The following is a 19,304-nucleotide window of genomic DNA, read 5'->3' as shown; positions in this document are numbered from 1 at the left end:
AATATTATAAGGTAGCGAGTGCTTTGGCGATCCTTTCGAGCACCGTCTGTTTTCCAAGAATTTCCAGGATCAGCATCAGGTCCGGGCCTTTTCCTTCGCCTGTGACCGCCAGCCTGAAGGCCTGCATGACTTTGCCGGGTTTAATACCTTCTGCTTCCAGTTTTTCAAACAAGGTATCATGGATTTTCTGTGCTTCAAAATCGGCATCAGGAATATTACCCAGGATATCGGCGATAACCGGGATGGCTTTTTTAGCCAGGTCATCCCATTTTTTCTGAGCCACTTCCTGGTCATACTCCATTGGAGGATTGAACAGATAAGGAACTTCCGTGATGATTTCTTTCGTGAAAGTTACGCGGTCTTTCATCAGTTTGACCAGCTTTGGTGCCAGGGCCTTATTTTCCAGTTTCATCGAAACCTGTTCAGCCAGCTCTTCATCAGACATCTGTCTTAAATAATGCTGATTAAACCATTTGGCTTTATTGACATCAAACCTGGCTCCTGCTTTATGTATTTTTTCCAGTGAAAAGGCCTCGACCATTTCATCCAGACCAAAAAACTCCTGGTCTGTACCCGGATTCCAGCCCAGAAAGGCCAGGAAGTTAAGCAAAGCCTCCGGCAAATAGCCGTCTTCTCTGAAACCTCTTGAAGTTTCGCCACTCTGAGGGTCTTTCCACTCGAGCGGAAACACCGGAAAATCTCCCAGTAAGCCATCTCTTTTGCTCAGCTTTCCGTTGCCCTCTGGCTTAAGCAGAAGTGGCAAATGGGCAAACTGGGGAGCTTCCCAGCCGAAAGCCCTGTATAACAATATATGCAACGGAGCAGACGGCAGCCATTCTTCTCCCCTGATCACATGCGTAATGCCCATCAGGTGGTCATCCACAATATTGGCCAGGTGATAAGTCGGCATTCCGTCTGACTTCATCAAAACTTTATCATCTATGGTAGAAGAATGCACCACCACCCATTCGCGGATGATGTCTTTGAACCTGATCTCTTCTTTAAGAGGCACCTTCAACCTGATCACATAAGGTTCGCCGGATCCGATCCTCTCCGCCACCTCATCTTTTGAGAGTGTGATGGAGTTTTTCATCTGCATACGGGTCACGGCATTATAAGACAGGTTGTCTACTTTGGCTTCCTCCAGGCTTTTTCTCATGGCGTCCAGCTCTTCTGCCGTATCAAAGGCATAATACGCCTTGCCTTCGTCAAGCAATTGCTGTGCATATTGTTTGTAAATATCCTTCCTCTGGGATTGTTTATACGGAGCATGAGGCCCGCCTTCTGTCACACCCTCATCTATTTTAATTCCGATCCATTCAAGGGCTTCCTGAATATATTTTTCCGCTCCCTCCACAAACCTGGTCTGGTCTGTATCTTCGATTCTGAGAAGCATTTTCCCGCCCATCTTACGGGCAAAAAGATAATTATATAAGGCTGTTCTTACTCCCCCGATGTGTAACGGCCCTGTAGGGCTTGGGGCAAATCGTACTCTTACGCTCATGATGCTGATGGTTTGTCGCAGCGGATTTCACGTTGCAACAATGGTTAATTTTAAAAATGAGGCTGCAAAATTACAAATATTTTGGGCGTCAGGACAGTATTTCCCTTATAAATATTCGCTGCGAAGGAAAATGGAGAACAGATGAAAGGAAAAGGGCTTTTGCCTTTAAACCGGCGAAATTCTTTCGCAAAGGCATACAGGAAACCTGAAATTGATGTCAAAAAAAGCCGGCCGGCGATTTGTCCGGGATATTGATCGCCTGAATAAACAAAATAGTCTATAATATGAGTGTCAATTGCTCTATTTCATTTAAATTCGCAACGCAGAGAAACTGATGTCTGAAACATCCCTATCTCCTATGGTTTTACCTGAACTAAACTTCATTTAAAGGATCAACAATGTTTAAAAAGCTTACCACCATTGCCCTGGCTTTTGGTATTTTTACAGGAGCATTTGCTCAAAGGCCCGCAGGAGGCTCTTTCAATGCCAATACCAAATTCGAACAGATGGGGACCGAATTACCGACCCCAAACACTTTCAGAACGGCCTCAGGGGCTCCCGGCAGAGATTACTTCCAGAACAAAGCCGACTATGACATCAAAGTTGAGCTGGATGACGCCAACCAGAGAATCATCGGGTCTGAAGTGGTTACCTATACCAACCAGTCGCCGGATGAACTTAAATACCTGTGGCTGCAGCTGGACCAGAACCTTTTTAAGGGCAATTCGACCAGTAACCTGACCAAAACCGGAGACATCAGTACCCAGATGAGTGGTACGCAGATCAAAGCCATTACGGGACAGGCTGAAAAAGAATTCGGATACAACATCAAACTGGTCAAAGACCTCAAAGGAGCTAATATTCCTTTTACGATCAACGGAACCATGATGAGGGTTGACATTCCTGTGGCTCTGAAAACAGGCCAGGCTTTCTCTTTCAAAATTGACTGGGAATATTTCATCACCGCCTATTACGGCCGCTCGGGGTATGAGTTTTTTGCTGCTGACGGCAACTACAACTATTTCATCGCCCACTGGTTTCCGAGAATGTGCGTTTACGATGATGTAAGCGGATGGCAAAACAAACAATTCCTGGGTCAGGGAGAGTTTACCCTGCCTTTCGGAGATTATAAAGTAGAAATTACTGTACCTGATGACCACCTGGTGGGTGCTACCGGCGAATGTCAGAACTACGCCAAGGTACTGACCAAAACCCAGCAGGCGAGAATGAAGGAGGCTTCTACTTCAAAAACACCGGTCATCATTGCTACCCAGGCAGAAGCTGAAGAAAAACTGAAAAACAAATCAACTAAAAAGCAGACCTGGATTTATACCGCCAAAAACGTAAGGGATTTTGCCTTTGCTTCTTCCAGGAGGTTTGTCTGGGACGCCATGCAAACCGATGTGTACAACAACGGCAGAAAAATCTGGAGCATGTCTTTCTACTCTAAAGAAGGCAACCCGCTTTGGGAAAAATACTCAACCCGCGTGGTGGAGCATACTTTATTATCTTATGGAAAACGTACGATCGAGTACCCTTATCCTGTAGCCATCTCGTGCCACGCCACTGCGGGCGGCGGAATGGAATATCCGATGATCAGCTTTAACGGTGGCCGTCCGCAACCTGACGGAACCTACTCTGAGCAGGTAAAATACGGCATGATCGGGGTAATTATCCACGAAGTAGGCCATAATTTCTTCCCGATGATCGTCAATTCTGATGAAAGACAATGGACCTGGATGGACGAAGGCCTGAACACCTTCTGTCAGTACCTGGCAGAAAAAGAGTGGGACAAAGATTATCCTTCAAGACGCGGCGAGCCTCAGAACATTGTCGCTTATATGAAAACAGACCCAAGCCAGCAGGTGCCTATCATGTCCTCTTCTGATAACGTGATCGGGCTGGGTAACAATGCCTATGCCAAACCGGCTACGGCCTTGAACATCCTTCGTGAAACCGTCATGGGACGCGAACTGTTTGACGCGGCGTTTAAAGAATATGCCAGGAGATGGGCATTCAAAGGCCCTATGCCTGCTGATTTCTTCAGAACAATGGAAGACGCCTCGGGCGTTGACCTTGACTGGTTCTGGAAAGGCTGGTTCCATACCGTTGACGCGGTAGATCAGGACATCGCCGAAATCCAATGGTATGCCCTGGACACCCAGAATCCGGAAATCACCAAAGCTGAAGCCAGGAAAGAAGCAGAAGCCAAAAAGAAAACCATGAGCAATATCCGCAACGAAAAGGATATTCCGCAGTCGGTAGTGGAAGCTGATCCGACCATGAAGGATTTCTACAACTCTTATGATCCTTTTGAAGTAACGGATGCCGATAAAAAGAAATTCGATGCATACAAAGCCTCGCTTTCAGAAGAAGACCAGAAACTGCTGAGCTCAGGTATGAACTTCTACAGCATCAAACTTAAAAACAAAGGTGGTCTGGTGATGCCGGTGATCATTCAGCTGGAATATGAAGATGGTACTTCAGAGGTATTGAGATACCCTGCAGAAATCTGGAGAATGAACGACGGTGAAATTTCTAAAACGATTTCTACCAAACAGAAAGTGAAGAAATTCAAACTGGATCCTTTCTATGAAATCGCAGATATTGACACAGCCAATAACGTGTTCCCGCGTGAGCCTGAACAACCGACCAAATTCCAGTTGTTCAAGCAGAGACCGTTTACCGCTCCGGCCAACCCTATGCAGGAAGCCAGAAAGAACCAGCCGGCCTCTACCCAAAGCAGTGGAAATAACTAAGCTGTTTCAGATGAATATAAAAAGAAGCCTTCTTTCTAAACCGGAAAGAGGGCTTCTTTTTTGCATAGAACCGGCCCTGAAAGACGGCAACGCAGTAAATAGTGATAAATTTCACTTTAATTAAGAAATTTTAAAAGAAATATGCAACATCTTGGTGAGCATGTTGTCATTGAGTTGTAATTTAAGTTAAACCAGATTTTTTGAATCGCTTATCGATAAGATTTTTAAGCAGCATTGTTCCTAAAACTATCAATTAATTGAAAATAGCTGAATACATAGAAAAAAATTCAGAGCTTATTGAATTGTGCAAGCAAGGCGACAGAAAAGCCCAGTATGAAATCTACAGGCTTTACTCGAAGGCTATGTATAATGTATGTATCAGGATATTAAACAATGAAACTGAAGCGGAAGATGTGCTGCAGGAAGCTTTCCTGGATGCTTTCACCAAGATCAACTCGTTCAGGGCTGAATCGGCGTTCGGGGCGTGGCTTAAGACCATCGTCATCAACAAAGCCATCAACCAGCTCAGGAGCCAGAAACTCAGCCTGACAGAAATAGACGACAAGATCATCGAGAGCAGGCCTGATGAAGTAAATGACGAGTTCATTTTTGAAGAAAAGCAGGAAACGATTCAAAAAATCAAAAGGGGAATGGAGCAGCTTCCCCAGGGTTTCAGGGTGGTGCTGTCACTTTATCTTTTTGAAGGATATGACCACGATGAAATCAGTCAGATACTGTCTATCAATGAAAGTACATCAAGAAGCCAGTACCTGAGAGCAAAACAAAAATTATTGTCCATTATGTCAACAATGGGTTGATAAACCGTAAGTATTATGAGAATAGAAGATTTCGTAAAAGAAAACAGAAGTGCGTTTGATGATCGTGAAGTTCCGGCAGAACTGTGGGCGAGGATGGAGAAGAAGATGAAAACCAAAGAATCCGGCAAATTCAAAATCTTCAGAAAAATGCAGTTTAACTTCAGTATGGCAGCGGGCATTCTTATTGTGCTGTCTATTGGTTATCTGTTGGGAAGATATGCAAAACCGGCCTCTCAGAATCCCGAATATACCCTCATGGACCCGAATTCGGCCAACACACTGATCTCTTATACCTCGATGATCGAAAAGAAAAGAGATGAGTTGAAATTTATCAAAACCGCCGCTCCGGAGCTTTATAATGAGTTTTTAGGAGACCTGATAGTGCTGGAAGAAAACTATAAGACTTTGAAAGCCGAGCTTCCGAACAATCCGAACCAGGAAGAGCTGATCAAGGCCATGATACAAAACCTTCAATGGCAGATTGAGCTTTTAAACAAGCAAAACCAGATAGGTGAGAAATTTAAAGAAAAAGAAAAACCGGGACTGATTTAAACGCAACGTCAGTTATAATCAATGATCATATTTCACGGTGGTCCGGACATGTGCAGGCAGGAACGAAGAAGATCACCAGATATCAAATTTTAAAAATACCAAAGATGAAAAAAATAATCATATGGGTGTTGTTATTCTCTGCAAGCGGCAGTATGACTCCGCTTCTGGCCAGCGAGCGGGCCGAGATAACCATGCTGGAAAAAAGAAAACAACTTTCTTATTCCTACACCATCACTTCAAGAGACAGGATCAATATTGACAACCAGTTTGGAGATGTCAGGGTTAAATTCTGGAACAAGAATGTCGTAAAAGTAGACATCACCATCATCGCGAATTCGCCCAGTGAAGAAAAAGCGAGCTCTTTTCTGAACCTTGTGTCGGTAAGTAACAATAAGGAAGCCGGCAATGTGATTTTCAAGACGAACATCAATCCGTCTTACTCAAAATTCAAATTGTCAAACGCTCTGTCGAAAGATAAAAGCAAAGAAACAAACCTCAGGATTGACTATGTGGTGTATATGCCCCAGGAAAACGAGCTGAACCTGAACAACTCATTTGGTGATGTTTACCTGCCGGAATTCAGCTCGGTTCTTAATCTGAATCAAAGCTACGGCGTCCTTTACGCCGACAATATCAGCAACGGGCTGTCAAAAGTGAGCGTGAATTTCGGTAAGGCCAATATTCACTCTATGAACGGCGGAGACCTCCGCTCCAATTACGCCTCTCTGAACATTGATAACGCCAGCAACCTGATCCTGAATAATAACCACGGAAATCTGAACATCAGGCAGATCACCGACATTCAGGGCATCCTCAACTATTCCGAAGGCATCATCGGCACGATCAAGGAAGCGGTAAAACTTAAATTGAATTATTCCGATGACCTGAAGATCACTAAAATTGACGACAAGGTTAAGGATGTTGAAATAAAATGTAATTATACGACCATTGATCTGCCTTTCGGCGAGAACTTCAATGCTGACTTTGACATCAAAATGACAAATTCAGATTTGAAGATCAACAATGAAAGAACCGTGAGATTTGTAAAAAATACTGAACAGGACGCTAAAAAAGCCGGAAAAGTAGTGCAACGCATGTCTAACAACTATGTGGGCAAAATCGGCACCAAAACATCAGACGCCAGGATCACCATCGTTTCGAACTACGGGGATGTCAAAATAAAGTAAAAGTTACAGATACGCTGAAAGTCCGGCCTGGAAAACTCCAGCCGGGCTTTTTTGCTTTTATCAAAATCCGACATTTTCCTGTTTTTAAATTATTCTAATATTTACCTTTACTTTTTCGACAAAACAAGGCCCGGTTGTTTGTGTCTTCTGAAAATTTTGTACATTCATCATTATAATTCTAAACTATGAAAAAAATTACCTGCCTTGTAGTTCTGTCTATTGTAATATCCTGTAAAACAGGTCAGAAACCGGTAAAAAGCTCTGAGCCAAAAGACCTCTTCTCCCTGTTTGTTGAAGACCCCGATCAGAAGCCCTTCTTTTCGGATAAAAAAGGAGTAACCGGTGAAAACGGCATGGTGGCCTCAGCCCATCCCGAAGCCTCCAAAGTAGGTGTAGAAATACTCAAAGCCGGTGGTAATGCCATTGACGCCGCTATCGCCACGCATTTTGCCTTGGTGGTCACTTTTCCTTTTGCGGGTAACCTTGGCGGGGGCGGATTTGCGGTAATCAGGGATAAAAACGGCAAGGCCTACACCCTGGACTTCAGAGAAAAAGCCCCTTTAAAAGCCAGCAGGGACATGTACCTTGATGCCAAAGGTGAGGTGATACAGGGACTGAGCCTCCTCGGACACCTCGCGAGCGGTGTGCCGGGTTCTGTAGACGGGATGACCGAAATGCATAAAAAATTCGGAAAACTGTCCTGGGAAAAAATCGTCCAGCCTTCTATTGACCTTGCAGAAAAAGGCATTGTACTGACCGACAGGGAAGCTTTGGGACTAAACAACCAGAAAAGCAATTTCATGAAAGTGAATGGTGACAACACCACTTATTTTATACACCCGGATAAAAGACCGTGGGCAAAAGGAGACTTGCTGGTTCAGCAGGACCTTGGCAAGACATTGAGACTGATACAGAAAAAAGGCCGTGAGGGATTTTATGAAGGCGAAGTGGCCGACCTACTTGTCAGTGAAATGAAAAACGGAGGTGGCATCATCTCTCACGAAGACCTGAAAAAATATCATTCTGTATGGAGAGAGCCTATTGCTGCTTCCTATAAAAACTATAAGATCATTACCATGCCACCGTCTTCGAGCGGTGGAATTGCCCTGATGCAATTGCTGAGAACAGTCGAGCCTTTTCCGCTGAAAAAATGGGGCTGGAACTCCGATTCAACCGTCCAGGTGATGATAGAAGCCGAAAGAAGGGTCTATGCCGACCGCTCCAAATGGCTGGGTGACATGGATTTTGTAAAAGTGCCGATCAAAGAACTGATCAGTTATGAATACCTGAATAAACGCTGGGCCGATTTTAATTTTGCGAAGGCTTCAGACAGCAAGGATGTAGGCGGCGGTGATGTGCCGGGATACGAATCAGATGAAACCACCCACTATTCTGTGGTAGATAAGGAAGGTAACGCTGTTTCAATCACCACCACCCTCAACGGGGGATATGGCAGTAAAGTAGTTGTAAAAGGCGGCGGATTCCTGATGAACAATGAAATGGACGACTTCAGCATCAAAGCCGGTGTACCGAACATGTTCGGGCTGATCGGCAACAAAGCCAACGAAATTCAGCCGGAGAAAAGAATGCTTTCTTCCATGACACCCACCATCGTTGAAAAGGACGGTAAATTTTTCATGACCGTAGGTACTCCGGGGGGATCTACCATCATCACTTCAGTGTTCCAGACGATATTGAATGTAACAGAACATGGCATGACGATGCAACAGGCCGTAAATGCCCTGAAATTTCACCACCAGTGGCTTCCTGACAGGACGGTCTATGAACCCAATGCCTTTTCAGACAAGACGGTGGAGAAACTGAGGGCCAGGGGCTATATCATTGACGCCCAGAAAGGCACTTTGGGCCGTATGGATTGCATTATGCTACACCCCGGGGGCGTCCTTGAAGGAGCCTCTGACCCACGGGCTGACAACACGAGTATAGGATATTGAGACTCACCTTTGTTTAATACCATTGAAAAGCCGCTGAACAGATCAGCGGCTTTTTTATTTAAAGGTAGCATTATACTATGTCAAGACCTGCCTGCCGCAAAAACCGGCTCTGCGGGCATTCTGTCACAAAGGTCCGTTTCACGGATTATTACCAGATCAAAACAAACGGAAAGGGGTATAAAAGAAAAAACCCCGAAATCCGGGGCTTTCTTTTTGCTTATAGTTTAGGGAACAAATAATGATTCTTAGGCGATTGATGAAATACATCAGCAAAACTATAATAAATACAATTATCAAACAAGTTTTTAAAATTATTTTCAAACTTATTTTTATCATTTTAATAAAAATACCATAAGAATACGTATAATATTAAACCAAAAATCAACAAAATTTTAATTTTTAAACACATAACTAGCAATTTTTAAACTTAAAATTAACTTAAAGCAAAAAGTATAAAATTCTTCAAAATCAAAAAAAATTGCATAATTTCTATCTTGCATTTAACATTATTATGTTTTTTTTCATTTTTTTTATCTTTTTGCCAAATTATTTTCCATTAATTAATTTTTATTTTTAACATTGAATTGTATTTATTAAAATAATACAATTAAGAATTCTTCTACTGTTTACTTCCGACCGCAAAAAGTGAACAGCTGATACAAAATAAGATGGCTGGATTCCGGCCACAACGCGGACTTGATAAATTCCTGTTTATTAAGATCAAATGTAAAAAGGTAGTACAACAAAGCACTAAGTGATGAGACTGTCGTAGTTTTTGGCGATGGTTTCGTTTGACCACAATTAATGTGCGTTTCCGGAAGAAAGGTTCAGGGAGACGTTCTCATTGCCACCGACATTAAACTATAGACTTATATCTGAGCGGTCGGAGATAAATATGGTTTAGGTTGGTGGTAAATCTAAAATAACGTGAATTAAACTAAACTAAAGATGATTATGAAGAGAGTTGTACCGTTGATTTACATGCTGATTGCTTTTTCCTCTTTTGTTTTCGCCCAGGAAAAAGTGGTTTCAGGAGTTGTAAGTTCTGCCAGCGAAGGGTCTTTACCCGGAGTTTCCGTCCTTGTTAAAGGTACCAGTATCGGTACCATAACCAACGCCGAAGGATCTTTTACGATCAAAGTACCTTCTTCAGATGCGGTTTTGGTTTTCAGTGCCATCGGTTATGCCGGCATTGAAATTAAAGTTGAAAACAAATCCAAGCTTGATGTTATCATGGCCCCCGATACCAAACTATTGAGTGAAGTAGTAGTAACAGCCTTAGGTATTTCACGCGAAAAAAAGTCTTTGGGGTTTTCACAGCAAGAGGTCAAAGGGGAAAGCTTGACAGAGTCACGCTCGACTAACGTTGTGAACGCCCTGTCCGGAAAAATCGCCGGAGTAAGAATTACCTCAAACGGTGGCCCGGGTAGCGGATCAACAGTCCAGATCAGGGGTTCCTCTTCCGTTTCAGGCAACAACGAACCACTTTACGTAGTGGATGGTGTGCCTCTTCAGCAGCAATACGATAAAACCAAAGGTGGTGGTCTGTCTGAAATCAACCCTGATGATATTAAAGAGATATCTGTTCTTAAAGGACCAAACGCAGCAGCTCTGTACGGTTCCAGGGCATCTAACGGTGTAATCCTCGTTACTACCAAGAATGGTGCAGGAACCAAAGGCCTCGGAATAGACTTCAACACAAGCTATACTTTTGAAAGACCTTTCATCAAACCCAATTTCCAGAATACTTACGGTGGCGGTAACGGCTACAGAACCTGGTATTCGGACGGATGGAGCGGCGTGATCAAGCCTGATGCTTATGAGCAATACAAGGCTGCCTACGGCTCAGTGTCTGCTTCGACTACAGGTACCGACGGTACAGATGAAAGCTGGGGAGCCCCGATGGACGGCAGACTCGTAAGACAGTGGTTTACCGGCACAGATGTAGCTCCTTTAACACCTCAGCCTAATAACTGGGATGAGTTCTGGGATACAGGAAAGACTTTGAGCACCTCGCTGGCACTTTCGGGTGGCAACGACAAGGGTAGCTTCAGACTGGCGTATTCCAATGTGGATCAGAAAGGTATTGCAGCGTTCAACACGTTTAAAAGAAATAACTTCAGACTGAACACCAATTATAAGGTAAATAAATTCCTGACGGTGACAGGCTCCGGTGAATATATCAAGTCGGGTGGAAACAGAAACTTTGCTTCCAGCCAGACTTTCATCTGGTCGCACAGACACGTTTCGTGGGATCAGCTGGCCAACTGGAGAGATTACACTGGCATCAGCATCAACAGGGTAGTTGCCGGTAAATTACCGGACACAGATCCGCCTAACTGGCAGCATACTTTCTTTACCAACCCATTCTATACCAACGAGATGTTACCGAATGACAACGACAAGGATCGTTTGCTTGGAAACATTTCCCTGAACATAAAATTAGCCGAAAACCTGAATGCCATGCTCAGAACCGGTACTGACGTATGGTCTGATACCCGTATCAACATCGGAAACTTTGAGCGTGTAAGAAACGGTAACTGGACTCCGGGTGCTTATTCTGAAGAAATCCTGAGAAGCCAGGAAACCAACCATGATTTCCTGCTTACTTATGACAAAACTTTCGGTAAAGAATTTTCAGTGGTGGTACAGGCCGGTGGTGCTCAGCGTCTGAATTATTACAAAAGGAACTATACCAACGTAGGTCAACTGGTGGTAGACGGGGTTTACAACCTGGCCAACTCCAACCCTTCTCAGAACACAGTGGCCAGCAGAATTATGAAATCTGAAGTACAAAGTGTGTACGGCTCTGCTCAGTTCGGTTATAAAAATGCTTTGTTCCTGGATGTTACAGCACGTAATGACTGGTCAAGTACCTTACCTGCCAACGCAAGGTCATATTTCTATCCTTCGGTTTCGGGAAGTGCTGTAATCACTGATCTGCTTTCAGTACCTACAGGCATCTTGTCTTTTGGTAAACTGAGAGCCAGCTGGGCCCAGGTGGGTAGCGATGCCTCTCCTTATCAGCTGACCCCGACATTCAACGCCGGAACGTCATGGAATGGATCTACTCCTGAATATTATGAAAACCTGACCATTGCCAACGCTACTCTTAAACCTGAAATCACCACCGGAGTTGAGTTCGGAGTTGACTTAAGATTCCTGAGAAACAAGCTTGGCCTGGATGTGACATACTATACCAAATCGACTGAAAACCAGATTCTTGGTGTAGAAATCTCTAAAGCCAGCGGTTATAACCAAAGAACCCTGAATGCAGGTAAGATCACGAATAAAGGAATTGAAATTTCATTAACCGGTACGCCGCTTGAAATCTCTTCAGGATTCAAATGGGAAGTCGGTCTGAACTTTGCCAAAAACAAGAACAAGGTGGTTGAACTGGCAGAAGGCCTGACGACTTATACCCTTGTCACAAGACAGGGACTATCGTCTCTGGCCCGTGTAGGCGATGCATATGGTTCTCTTTTCGGTATCGGATTCGAACATGCTCCTGATGGACAGATCATTTACAAAGACGGTCTTCCTATGGTAAGCAGCACCCCAAGGGTACTCGGAAATATTCAGCCTGACTGGATCGGAGGTTTCTCAAATACCTTCAGCTATAAGAGATTTGTACTGAGTGCACTGATTGATGCCAAAATCGGCGGTGATATGTTTGACGAAGGGACCGGAACAGCCCGCTGGACAGGCCAGTATGCGGAAACAGCCCTTGGACGCGAGGAAGGCATCATCGGTAAGGGTGTGATGAACATCGGAACGGCTGAAAGCCCGAATTACGTACCGAATGATGTGATCGTAGCAACAAACCAGTTGATTGCCTATAACAACCCGAGAAGATACCACGAAGCTGCCATTTTTGACGCGAGCTATGTGAAACTGAGAGAAGTCTCATTCGGATATAGAATACCTGAAAGTGCATTGAATAAACTGAAAATTCAGAATGCCAAGATCTCAGTGGTCGGACGTAACCTGGCGATGCTGTTCAGCAACCACCCTCATATTGATCCTGAAGTGGATGCCTATGGTGGTAACGCACAGGGATTTGACTATGGTAACCTGCCATCTTCAAGAAGTATCGGCTTTAACCTGTCTCTTGGATTTTAATTAAGGTATTTGAACAACTAAATTTTGAATGATCATGAAGAAATTAAAAATAAAAATATTGATTTTAGTGACTGTTCTGGGCGTACTCACTTCGATATCGTGTACAGGCGACTTCGACAAAATGAATATAGACCCGAATAGCCCGACAAATATCAGCCCTCAGTACCTGCTGCCTTATGCCATTGAGCAAAGTGTTGACAACTACTGGGGTGGCACTACCCGTTTTCAGCGTCTCAACATTGACGGAGCGATGCTATGGACACAGTATTTTGCCAGGAACATCTATTCTAACGAAGGCGACAGCTACGGTATCACCCCGGCGTTTTATACCAATAACTGGACAATCCTTTATAACAATTCCCTGGTCAACCTTGAAAGGGTCATTTCCCAGTCAAAAGCCGGTGGTACGATGGTGAATACCAACTATGAGGGAATTGCCCTGGTAATGCGTTCATGGGTATTCTCGTTGCTTACCGATCTTTATGGCCCTATTCCTTATAAAGAAGCCCTGAAAGGTACCTCAGCAGAGCCGGTTTATACTCCGGGATATGATTCTCAGGAAGTGGTTTATGCAGGTTTGCTGGCAGATCTGAAAAGTGCCAACGAAAAACTGACAGTGGGCGGCCCTACAGTTTCAGGAGACATCCTTTTCAACGGAGATATCCTGAAGTGGAAAAAGTTTGCGAACTCGCTGCGTCTTCGTCTGGCTAACCGTCAGGCTGCCAAGAAAAGTGCAGAATCAAAGGCCATCTTCGCGGAAATACTGGGAAATCCTACTACCTACCCTATTTTCACTTCGAATGCCGACAATGCTTTGCTTCAGAATACGGCTACACGCCCGAGCAATAATGTATGGAACCAGGTAATGATCGTTGACGGCCGTACTGACTGGAACCTCAGTAAGACACTTGTAGATAAGCTGTCAGCACTAAAAGACACCCGTCTTTCAGTTTTCGGAAACCCTGTCGGAGGATCTTTCACAGGAATTCCAAACGGATTGCCTGATGCCATTGCCACTACGTACCTGAGTTCGGCTTCTACTATCGGAAACGCCTTTGTAGCTGATGCTGCACCAAGTGTGATCATGACTTATGCTGAACTTAAATTTATCCTGGCTGAAGCAGCAATAGACGGTGACATTTCCGGAAGTGCTGAAACTTACTTCAAAGACGGTATTGCAGCATCATTTGCCCAGTTCAAAGCCACGATGCCTGCTGATTATTACACCACAGTGGGAGCAGTCACCAAGGCCAAGATCATGGATCAGAAATGGATCGCTTTGTTTGGCCAGGGCATAGAAGCCTGGACAGAATACCGCAGGACCGGACTTCCGGTGATGCCGGCCAAAGACCTGCGTGCAGTATTTGAAAACAACGGGGTTATCCCAACCAGGTTGCCTTACCCGACCAGTGAATATTCTCTGAACAAAGCGAAGCTCGATGCAGCGATAAGTTTGGTCGGAACAGACAATATGCAGGTTAAATTGTGGTGGGTGGAGTAATCAAGGAAAAATTTAAACGACAGAAAAATGAAAAAATCGATAAAATACTTATTCTTACTGGCAGTGGTTGCTCTTGCTGCGTCTTGCAAAGTAGACGACCCGTTTGTTGACAGAACAGTTTCACCGGTACTGGTATTGGTCAAAGGTGCCAACGGTGTACTGAGTTCAGGACTTACTACCGAACCGTCCGTCACTTCTCCCATTTCTGCTTCAACCAATGTGGGTCTGGTGATCTTTGAACTTGACAAAACCGGCTTGCTTGATTATAAAGTGGGTATTGATTCTATCCCTGTTTCAGGATTGCAGATTACCTACAAACTGAGAGCAACAGGGGCGACGGTTGGTCAGTCGAGCACCAACGCTAACGGCGTGGCTCCCCTGACAGTGGCATGGAGTGCTTTGGGAGTAGCTACACCTACAACGAGCACCTCCGTTTTAATGATGGCTTCGGGTACCCACAAAGGGGTGTCTTTTACAAAATATTTCAGAATAGCAGGGTCAAATTAACAAATCAATCTTAATCTTTCTTTTATCATGAACCAAAAAATGGACAGACGCAGTCTTCTAAAATCAAGCCTGATGACATTAGGCGGTATCGCACTTGCTCCTCACCTTAGTATGGGTGCATTCTCAAACGCACCTGTGCAGATTGACGCACAAAACAGAATCATTTACAGTCCGTTTGTGAGAGAGCATTTCCTGGCTGAGCCTTTTCCGCCGGTAATGAAAGCAAAATTGAATTCTAACGAAAACCCTTACGGTCCGCCTGAAAGTGCTAAAAAAGCAGTGGTTGAGTCCGTAGGTGGCGGTAACCGTTATGCCTGGAAAGAAATGTTCGACCTGATCGGAAAAATTTCCAAAAAAGAGGGCGTTACTCCTGATCATATCATGATGGGACCTGGTTCTTCAGATTTGCTTGAAAAAGTGGCATTGGTACTTTTCATGAAAGGTGGCAATATCGTTTCTGCTGATCCTACTTATATGTCATTGATCCGTGTGGCTGAATCTGTAGGAGCTACCTGGAAAGCTGTGCCATGTAAAAAAGACTGGTCGCATGACCTGAAAGCCATGGAAGCGGCTATAGATAAAGACACCAAACTGGTTTATATCTGTAACCCGAACAACCCGACCGGAGCCATCACTTCTACCCAGGAGCTGACTGACTTCTGTTCAAGAGTATCTGAAAAAGTGCCTATTTTCATCGATGAAGCTTATCTTGAGCTGGCTGCCGGAAAAGGTACCGAAAGCATGGTTTCTCTTCTTTCTAAAAAGAAAAATGTGATCATCGCCCGTACTTTCTCTAAAGTAATGGGTATGGCCGGATTAAGAATCGGTTATATCGCTGCTTTGCCGTCGTTCCTTGAGAGCATCAACAAGATCACCCGTGGCGGAATGGGCATTGCCTATACTTCCATAGCGGCTGCCACTGCCTCTATCGACGATCTTGCATTCCAGGAAATGACCATCAGGTTAAACTCTGAAGCCAAAGATTATATCTATGCCGAATTGGGTAAATTAGGATACACCTACATTCCTTCTTATACCAACTTCGTGTTGTTCCCGATCAAAATGAACGGCAAGGACATGCTTTCCAAAATGACTGCGAAGGGCGTCGGCGTGCGTTCGTTTGATATCCAGAACCAGACTTACTGCCGTGTAAGTATCGGTACAATGGACGAGATGAAACTATTTATCAAAAGCCTCGGCGAAATCAGCTGATAAGGTTTTTAACCCGGGCTGTGGCAGATTTTACACCGCAGCCCGGGTTTCCTGTTTAATAATCTGAAGGTATGAATCCATGTTCCACCTTTGCTATGGTTATTTCCAATTTCAATTAACCTCCAAAGAAAATTAAAGTATAACAAAATGAATGGTGCTCTAGAAAAAACCATAACTTTGATTCTTTTGATTGTTTTAGGTTTACTGTTAAAATCTAAATTCAGCAATAAAGACCAAACCAACGGCATAAAGGAGATTGTCTTATCGGTGGCCCTGCCATCTACCATTTTTATTGCCTTAATGAAGATCAATATCGACTCGAAGATGATCTTTGTGCCAGTTCTGACCATTGTTTTCAACTTTTTCATGTTTTTTATTACTCCGCCATTGCTCAGTTTCTTTGGGGTGGATAAAAACAGTTCTGTCGGAAGAACCGTCACCATGCTGGTTCCTTCCCTTGCTCCCGGCTTGTCGTGCTTTCCTTTTATTTCTGAATTTTTAGGAGAAGAAAGCCTGGCCATGGGTGCACTGGCCGATGTGGGAAATAAGTTTTTCGTGCTTATATTCCTGTACCTGGTAGCTATGAACATGTTTTTACGCAACACCAAATCAGAAAGCAGCGGTGTGGGTGAGAAAATCAAAAGTCTGATCATAAGCCTTTTCAAAGAGCCCATTAACCTGATCATGATCGCGGCCCTTGTTTTGCTGGGCTTCGGCTATAACTACAAGTCTGTCCCTCCCATTGTAGCTGACCTTTTTGACAAAACCAGTGCCATGATGACACCGTTGGTGCTGATTTTTATCGGACTGGCCGTTCAGCTGAAAAAAGGCAACAAAAGAATGGTGTTCTCCATCCTGGCTTTCAGGGCCGGAATCACCTTGCTTTTCAGTGCCATTGTCATCAAGTTGCTGCATATCACAGATCCGACCATGGTGCTGATTGCCACGGTCATTCCCCAAAGTTCTGCCAGTTTCTGGCCGTTTGCTCACATTTCAGCCTTCAATGCCAAAGAAGACAGCCTGGAACTTCCGAAAGAAAAAAGGACTTTCAACCTGGAGCTGGCCGTATTGATCCTGGCATTTTCGCTGCCTTTCTCGACTTTATTAATTCTGGGCATTCTATCAGCCGGTAAATTATTTGTAAATCCGACGGTTACTGTAGCTTCAGGATTTATCCTGATCCTGCTGGGTATTGTTCCGAACCTGTTAGGCCGTGTTTTTGTAAGAATCTCAGACCCCATGATGAAAAACTAATAAATTTAACTTCAAGAATATCACATAAAACCCTTATCTGATCCGATAGCGGCGGCAAATTTAGGTTTGTCGCCGTTTATTTTTTTATTCATCCTTATGATTTACACTCTTTTAGCTAATTTTGCATTTTATTAAACACGGATGGCTTATCCGGGTTGATCTCATTCATAAAAAACAGAATCATGCTTTTAAGCGAACAGGAGTTATTAAGAAGACAAAAAAGAGAAGAACTGATGCAGATGGGTATCAATCCCTACCCTGCAGAGTTGTTTCCGGTAAATGTTACCACCAGTGAAATTCACAATTACTACGAAAAGCAGAAGATAGAATATAAAGACATCAGCATGGCAGGCCGTCTGATGGGGTTCAGGATCATGGGCTCGGCTTCTTTCGCCGAATTACAGGATTCAACAGGCCGCATTCAGCTTTACTTCAGAAGAGATGATCTTTGCCCGGGAGAAGATAAGACCTTGTACAATACCGTATTCAAAAAGCTATTGGATATCGGGGACATCATCGGGGTGAAGGGTTATGTTTTCACTACCCAAACCGGCGAAATCTCTGTGCATGTTACCTCATTCACGATCCTTAACAAGTCGCTTAAACCACTTCCGGTGGTTAAAAGAGACGAGTCGGGACAGGTTTTTGACGGATTCACAGATCCGGAGCTCCGTTACCGTCAGCGTTATGTTGACCTGATCGTTAACCCGGAAGTTAAAGATACATTTATCAAAAGAGCCAAAGTTATCAGCACCATGAGAAGGATGTTTGATGACAAAGGCTGGCTGGAAGTGGAAACACCAATACTGCAGCCTATCCACGGAGGAGCCGCTGCGAGGCCTTTCAAAACACACCATAATTCACTGGACATGCCGCTTTATATGCGTATTGCTAATGAATTGTACCTTAAAAGACTGATTGTCGGTGGTTTTGAAGGTGTTTATGAGTTCGGAAAGATGTTCAGAAATGAAGGTATGGACAGGACCCACAACCCCGAATTCACATCCCTTGAATTCTATGTGGCTTACAAAGACTACGAATGGATGATGCAGATCACCGAAGAAATCTTTGAAAAAGTAGCCCTGGCGGTTCATGAAGACACCAAATTTAAAGTAGGTGAAAATGAAATTGATTTTGCAGGCCCGTTTGCCCGCCTGAGCATCCTGGAAGCCATTGAAAAATATACCGGCGTGGACATTACCCCGCTTTCTGAAGAAGAAACGAGAAAATATTGCCGTGAGTGGGGCATGGAAATCGACGACACCATGGGCAAAGCCAAACTGATCGACGAAATTTTCGGCGAAAAAGTGGAAGCTCACCTGATCCAGCCGACGTTCATCATTGATTACCCGGTTGAGATGTCGCCCCTGACCAAAAAACACAGAAGCAAACCGGGTCTGGTAGAGCGTTTCGAATTGTTTGTTAATGGTAAGGAAGTGGCAAACGCCTATTCGGAACTTAATGACCCGATTGATCAGCGTGAAAGGTTCGAGGAACAACTGAAACTGGCCGAAAGAGGAGATGAAGAAGCCATGGCGATGGACGAAGACTTTATCCGTTCACTTGAGTATGGTATGCCGCCTACAGCCGGTATCGGCATCGGTATCGACCGCCTGGTGATGTTGCTGACCAACAATTCAAGCATCCAGGAAGTATTGTTCTTCCCTCAGATGAGACCGGAGAAAAAAGCCGAACAAGCCACGGAAGCAGATTATGAAGCAGTGGGTGTTCCTAAAGTCTGGATTCCGGCCCTGCAGAAAATGGGCTTTCTGACCATCGAAGGACTGAAAGGAGCCAATCCCAACAAGATATTCAATGACCTGGGTGGCATGCGTAAGAAACTGAAAATCGACGAAAAAATGCCATCTAAAGAAGAAGTTGAAGCCTGGGTGGCCTGAGATATTTCTTCCTAAATAAATCCGGAGGGTTTCTA

The 19,304-nt window shown here is 44.2% G+C and carries 12 protein-coding genes; 11 read left to right on the top strand and 1 reads right to left on the bottom strand.

The features are described 5' to 3' along the window. Positions 1-4: 4 nt before the first annotated feature. Positions 5-1,504 carry a glutamate--tRNA ligase gene (gene gltX / locus GVN16_RS10675; RefSeq protein WP_205748832.1) on the bottom strand — a complete coding sequence of 500 codons (1,500 nt, stop codon included), beginning with the start codon at positions 1,502-1,504 and terminating at the stop codon, positions 5-7. Between the two features lie 398 nt (positions 1,505-1,902). Between gltX and GVN16_RS10670 the strand changes: the two genes are divergently transcribed. The 11 genes from GVN16_RS10670 (at position 1,903) to lysS (ending at position 19,269) form a co-directional block, all read left to right on the top strand. Continuing rightward, positions 1,903-4,263 carry a M1 family metallopeptidase gene (locus tag GVN16_RS10670; RefSeq protein ID WP_166563869.1) on the top strand — a complete coding sequence of 787 codons (2,361 nt, stop codon included), beginning with the start codon at positions 1,903-1,905 and terminating at the stop codon, positions 4,261-4,263. A 257-nt stretch (positions 4,264-4,520) separates the two neighbouring features. Then, complete coding sequence (locus tag GVN16_RS10665; RefSeq protein WP_166563868.1) at positions 4,521-5,081, top strand: RNA polymerase sigma factor; 561 nt, start codon at positions 4,521-4,523, stop codon at positions 5,079-5,081. A gap of 15 nt (positions 5,082-5,096) precedes the next feature. Then, entirely contained in the window at positions 5,097-5,633 is a 537-nt protein-coding gene (locus tag GVN16_RS10660) for a hypothetical protein (RefSeq protein WP_166563867.1), read from the top strand. 104 nt (positions 5,634-5,737) lie between these two features. Beyond that, positions 5,738-6,820 (top strand): hypothetical protein, encoded by a 1,083-nt coding sequence (locus GVN16_RS10655; protein WP_166563866.1) that lies wholly within the window; start codon positions 5,738-5,740, stop codon positions 6,818-6,820. A 185-nt stretch (positions 6,821-7,005) separates the two neighbouring features. After that, positions 7,006-8,775 (top strand): gamma-glutamyltransferase, encoded by a 1,770-nt coding sequence (gene ggt, locus GVN16_RS10650; protein WP_166563865.1) that lies wholly within the window; start codon positions 7,006-7,008, stop codon positions 8,773-8,775. A gap of 954 nt (positions 8,776-9,729) precedes the next feature. Continuing rightward, a complete protein-coding gene (locus tag GVN16_RS10645) occupies positions 9,730-12,897 on the top strand; it encodes a SusC/RagA family TonB-linked outer membrane protein (RefSeq protein ID WP_166563864.1) in 3,168 nt (1,055 codons plus the stop codon). Between the two features lie 34 nt (positions 12,898-12,931). Beyond that, positions 12,932-14,398 carry a SusD/RagB family nutrient-binding outer membrane lipoprotein gene (locus GVN16_RS10640; protein ID WP_166563863.1) on the top strand — a complete coding sequence of 489 codons (1,467 nt, stop codon included), beginning with the start codon at positions 12,932-12,934 and terminating at the stop codon, positions 14,396-14,398. 27 nt (positions 14,399-14,425) lie between these two features. Beyond that, positions 14,426-14,905, top strand: coding sequence for a hypothetical protein (locus GVN16_RS10635; RefSeq protein WP_166563862.1), 480 nt, complete (start codon positions 14,426-14,428; stop codon positions 14,903-14,905). Positions 14,906-14,932: 27 nt separating this feature from the next. Further along, positions 14,933-16,117 (top strand): histidinol-phosphate transaminase, encoded by a 1,185-nt coding sequence (locus GVN16_RS10630; protein WP_166563861.1) that lies wholly within the window; start codon positions 14,933-14,935, stop codon positions 16,115-16,117. A gap of 147 nt (positions 16,118-16,264) precedes the next feature. After that, entirely contained in the window at positions 16,265-17,371 is a 1,107-nt protein-coding gene (locus GVN16_RS10625) for a hypothetical protein (RefSeq protein WP_166563860.1), read from the top strand. 182 nt (positions 17,372-17,553) lie between these two features. Further along, the gene (gene lysS, locus GVN16_RS10620) at positions 17,554-19,269 is read left to right on the top strand and encodes a lysine--tRNA ligase (RefSeq protein WP_205748831.1); all 1,716 of its coding nucleotides are present in this window, start codon (positions 17,554-17,556) and stop codon (positions 19,267-19,269) included. Positions 19,270-19,304 lie beyond the last annotated feature (35 nt).

Source organism: Emticicia sp. CRIBPO, from assembly GCF_009905725.1.
Taxonomy (GTDB): Bacteria; Bacteroidota; Bacteroidia; order Cytophagales; family Spirosomataceae; genus Leadbetterella.
Note: the sequence above shows the minus strand (reverse complement) of the source record. Positions and strands in the feature narration are given on the sequence as shown.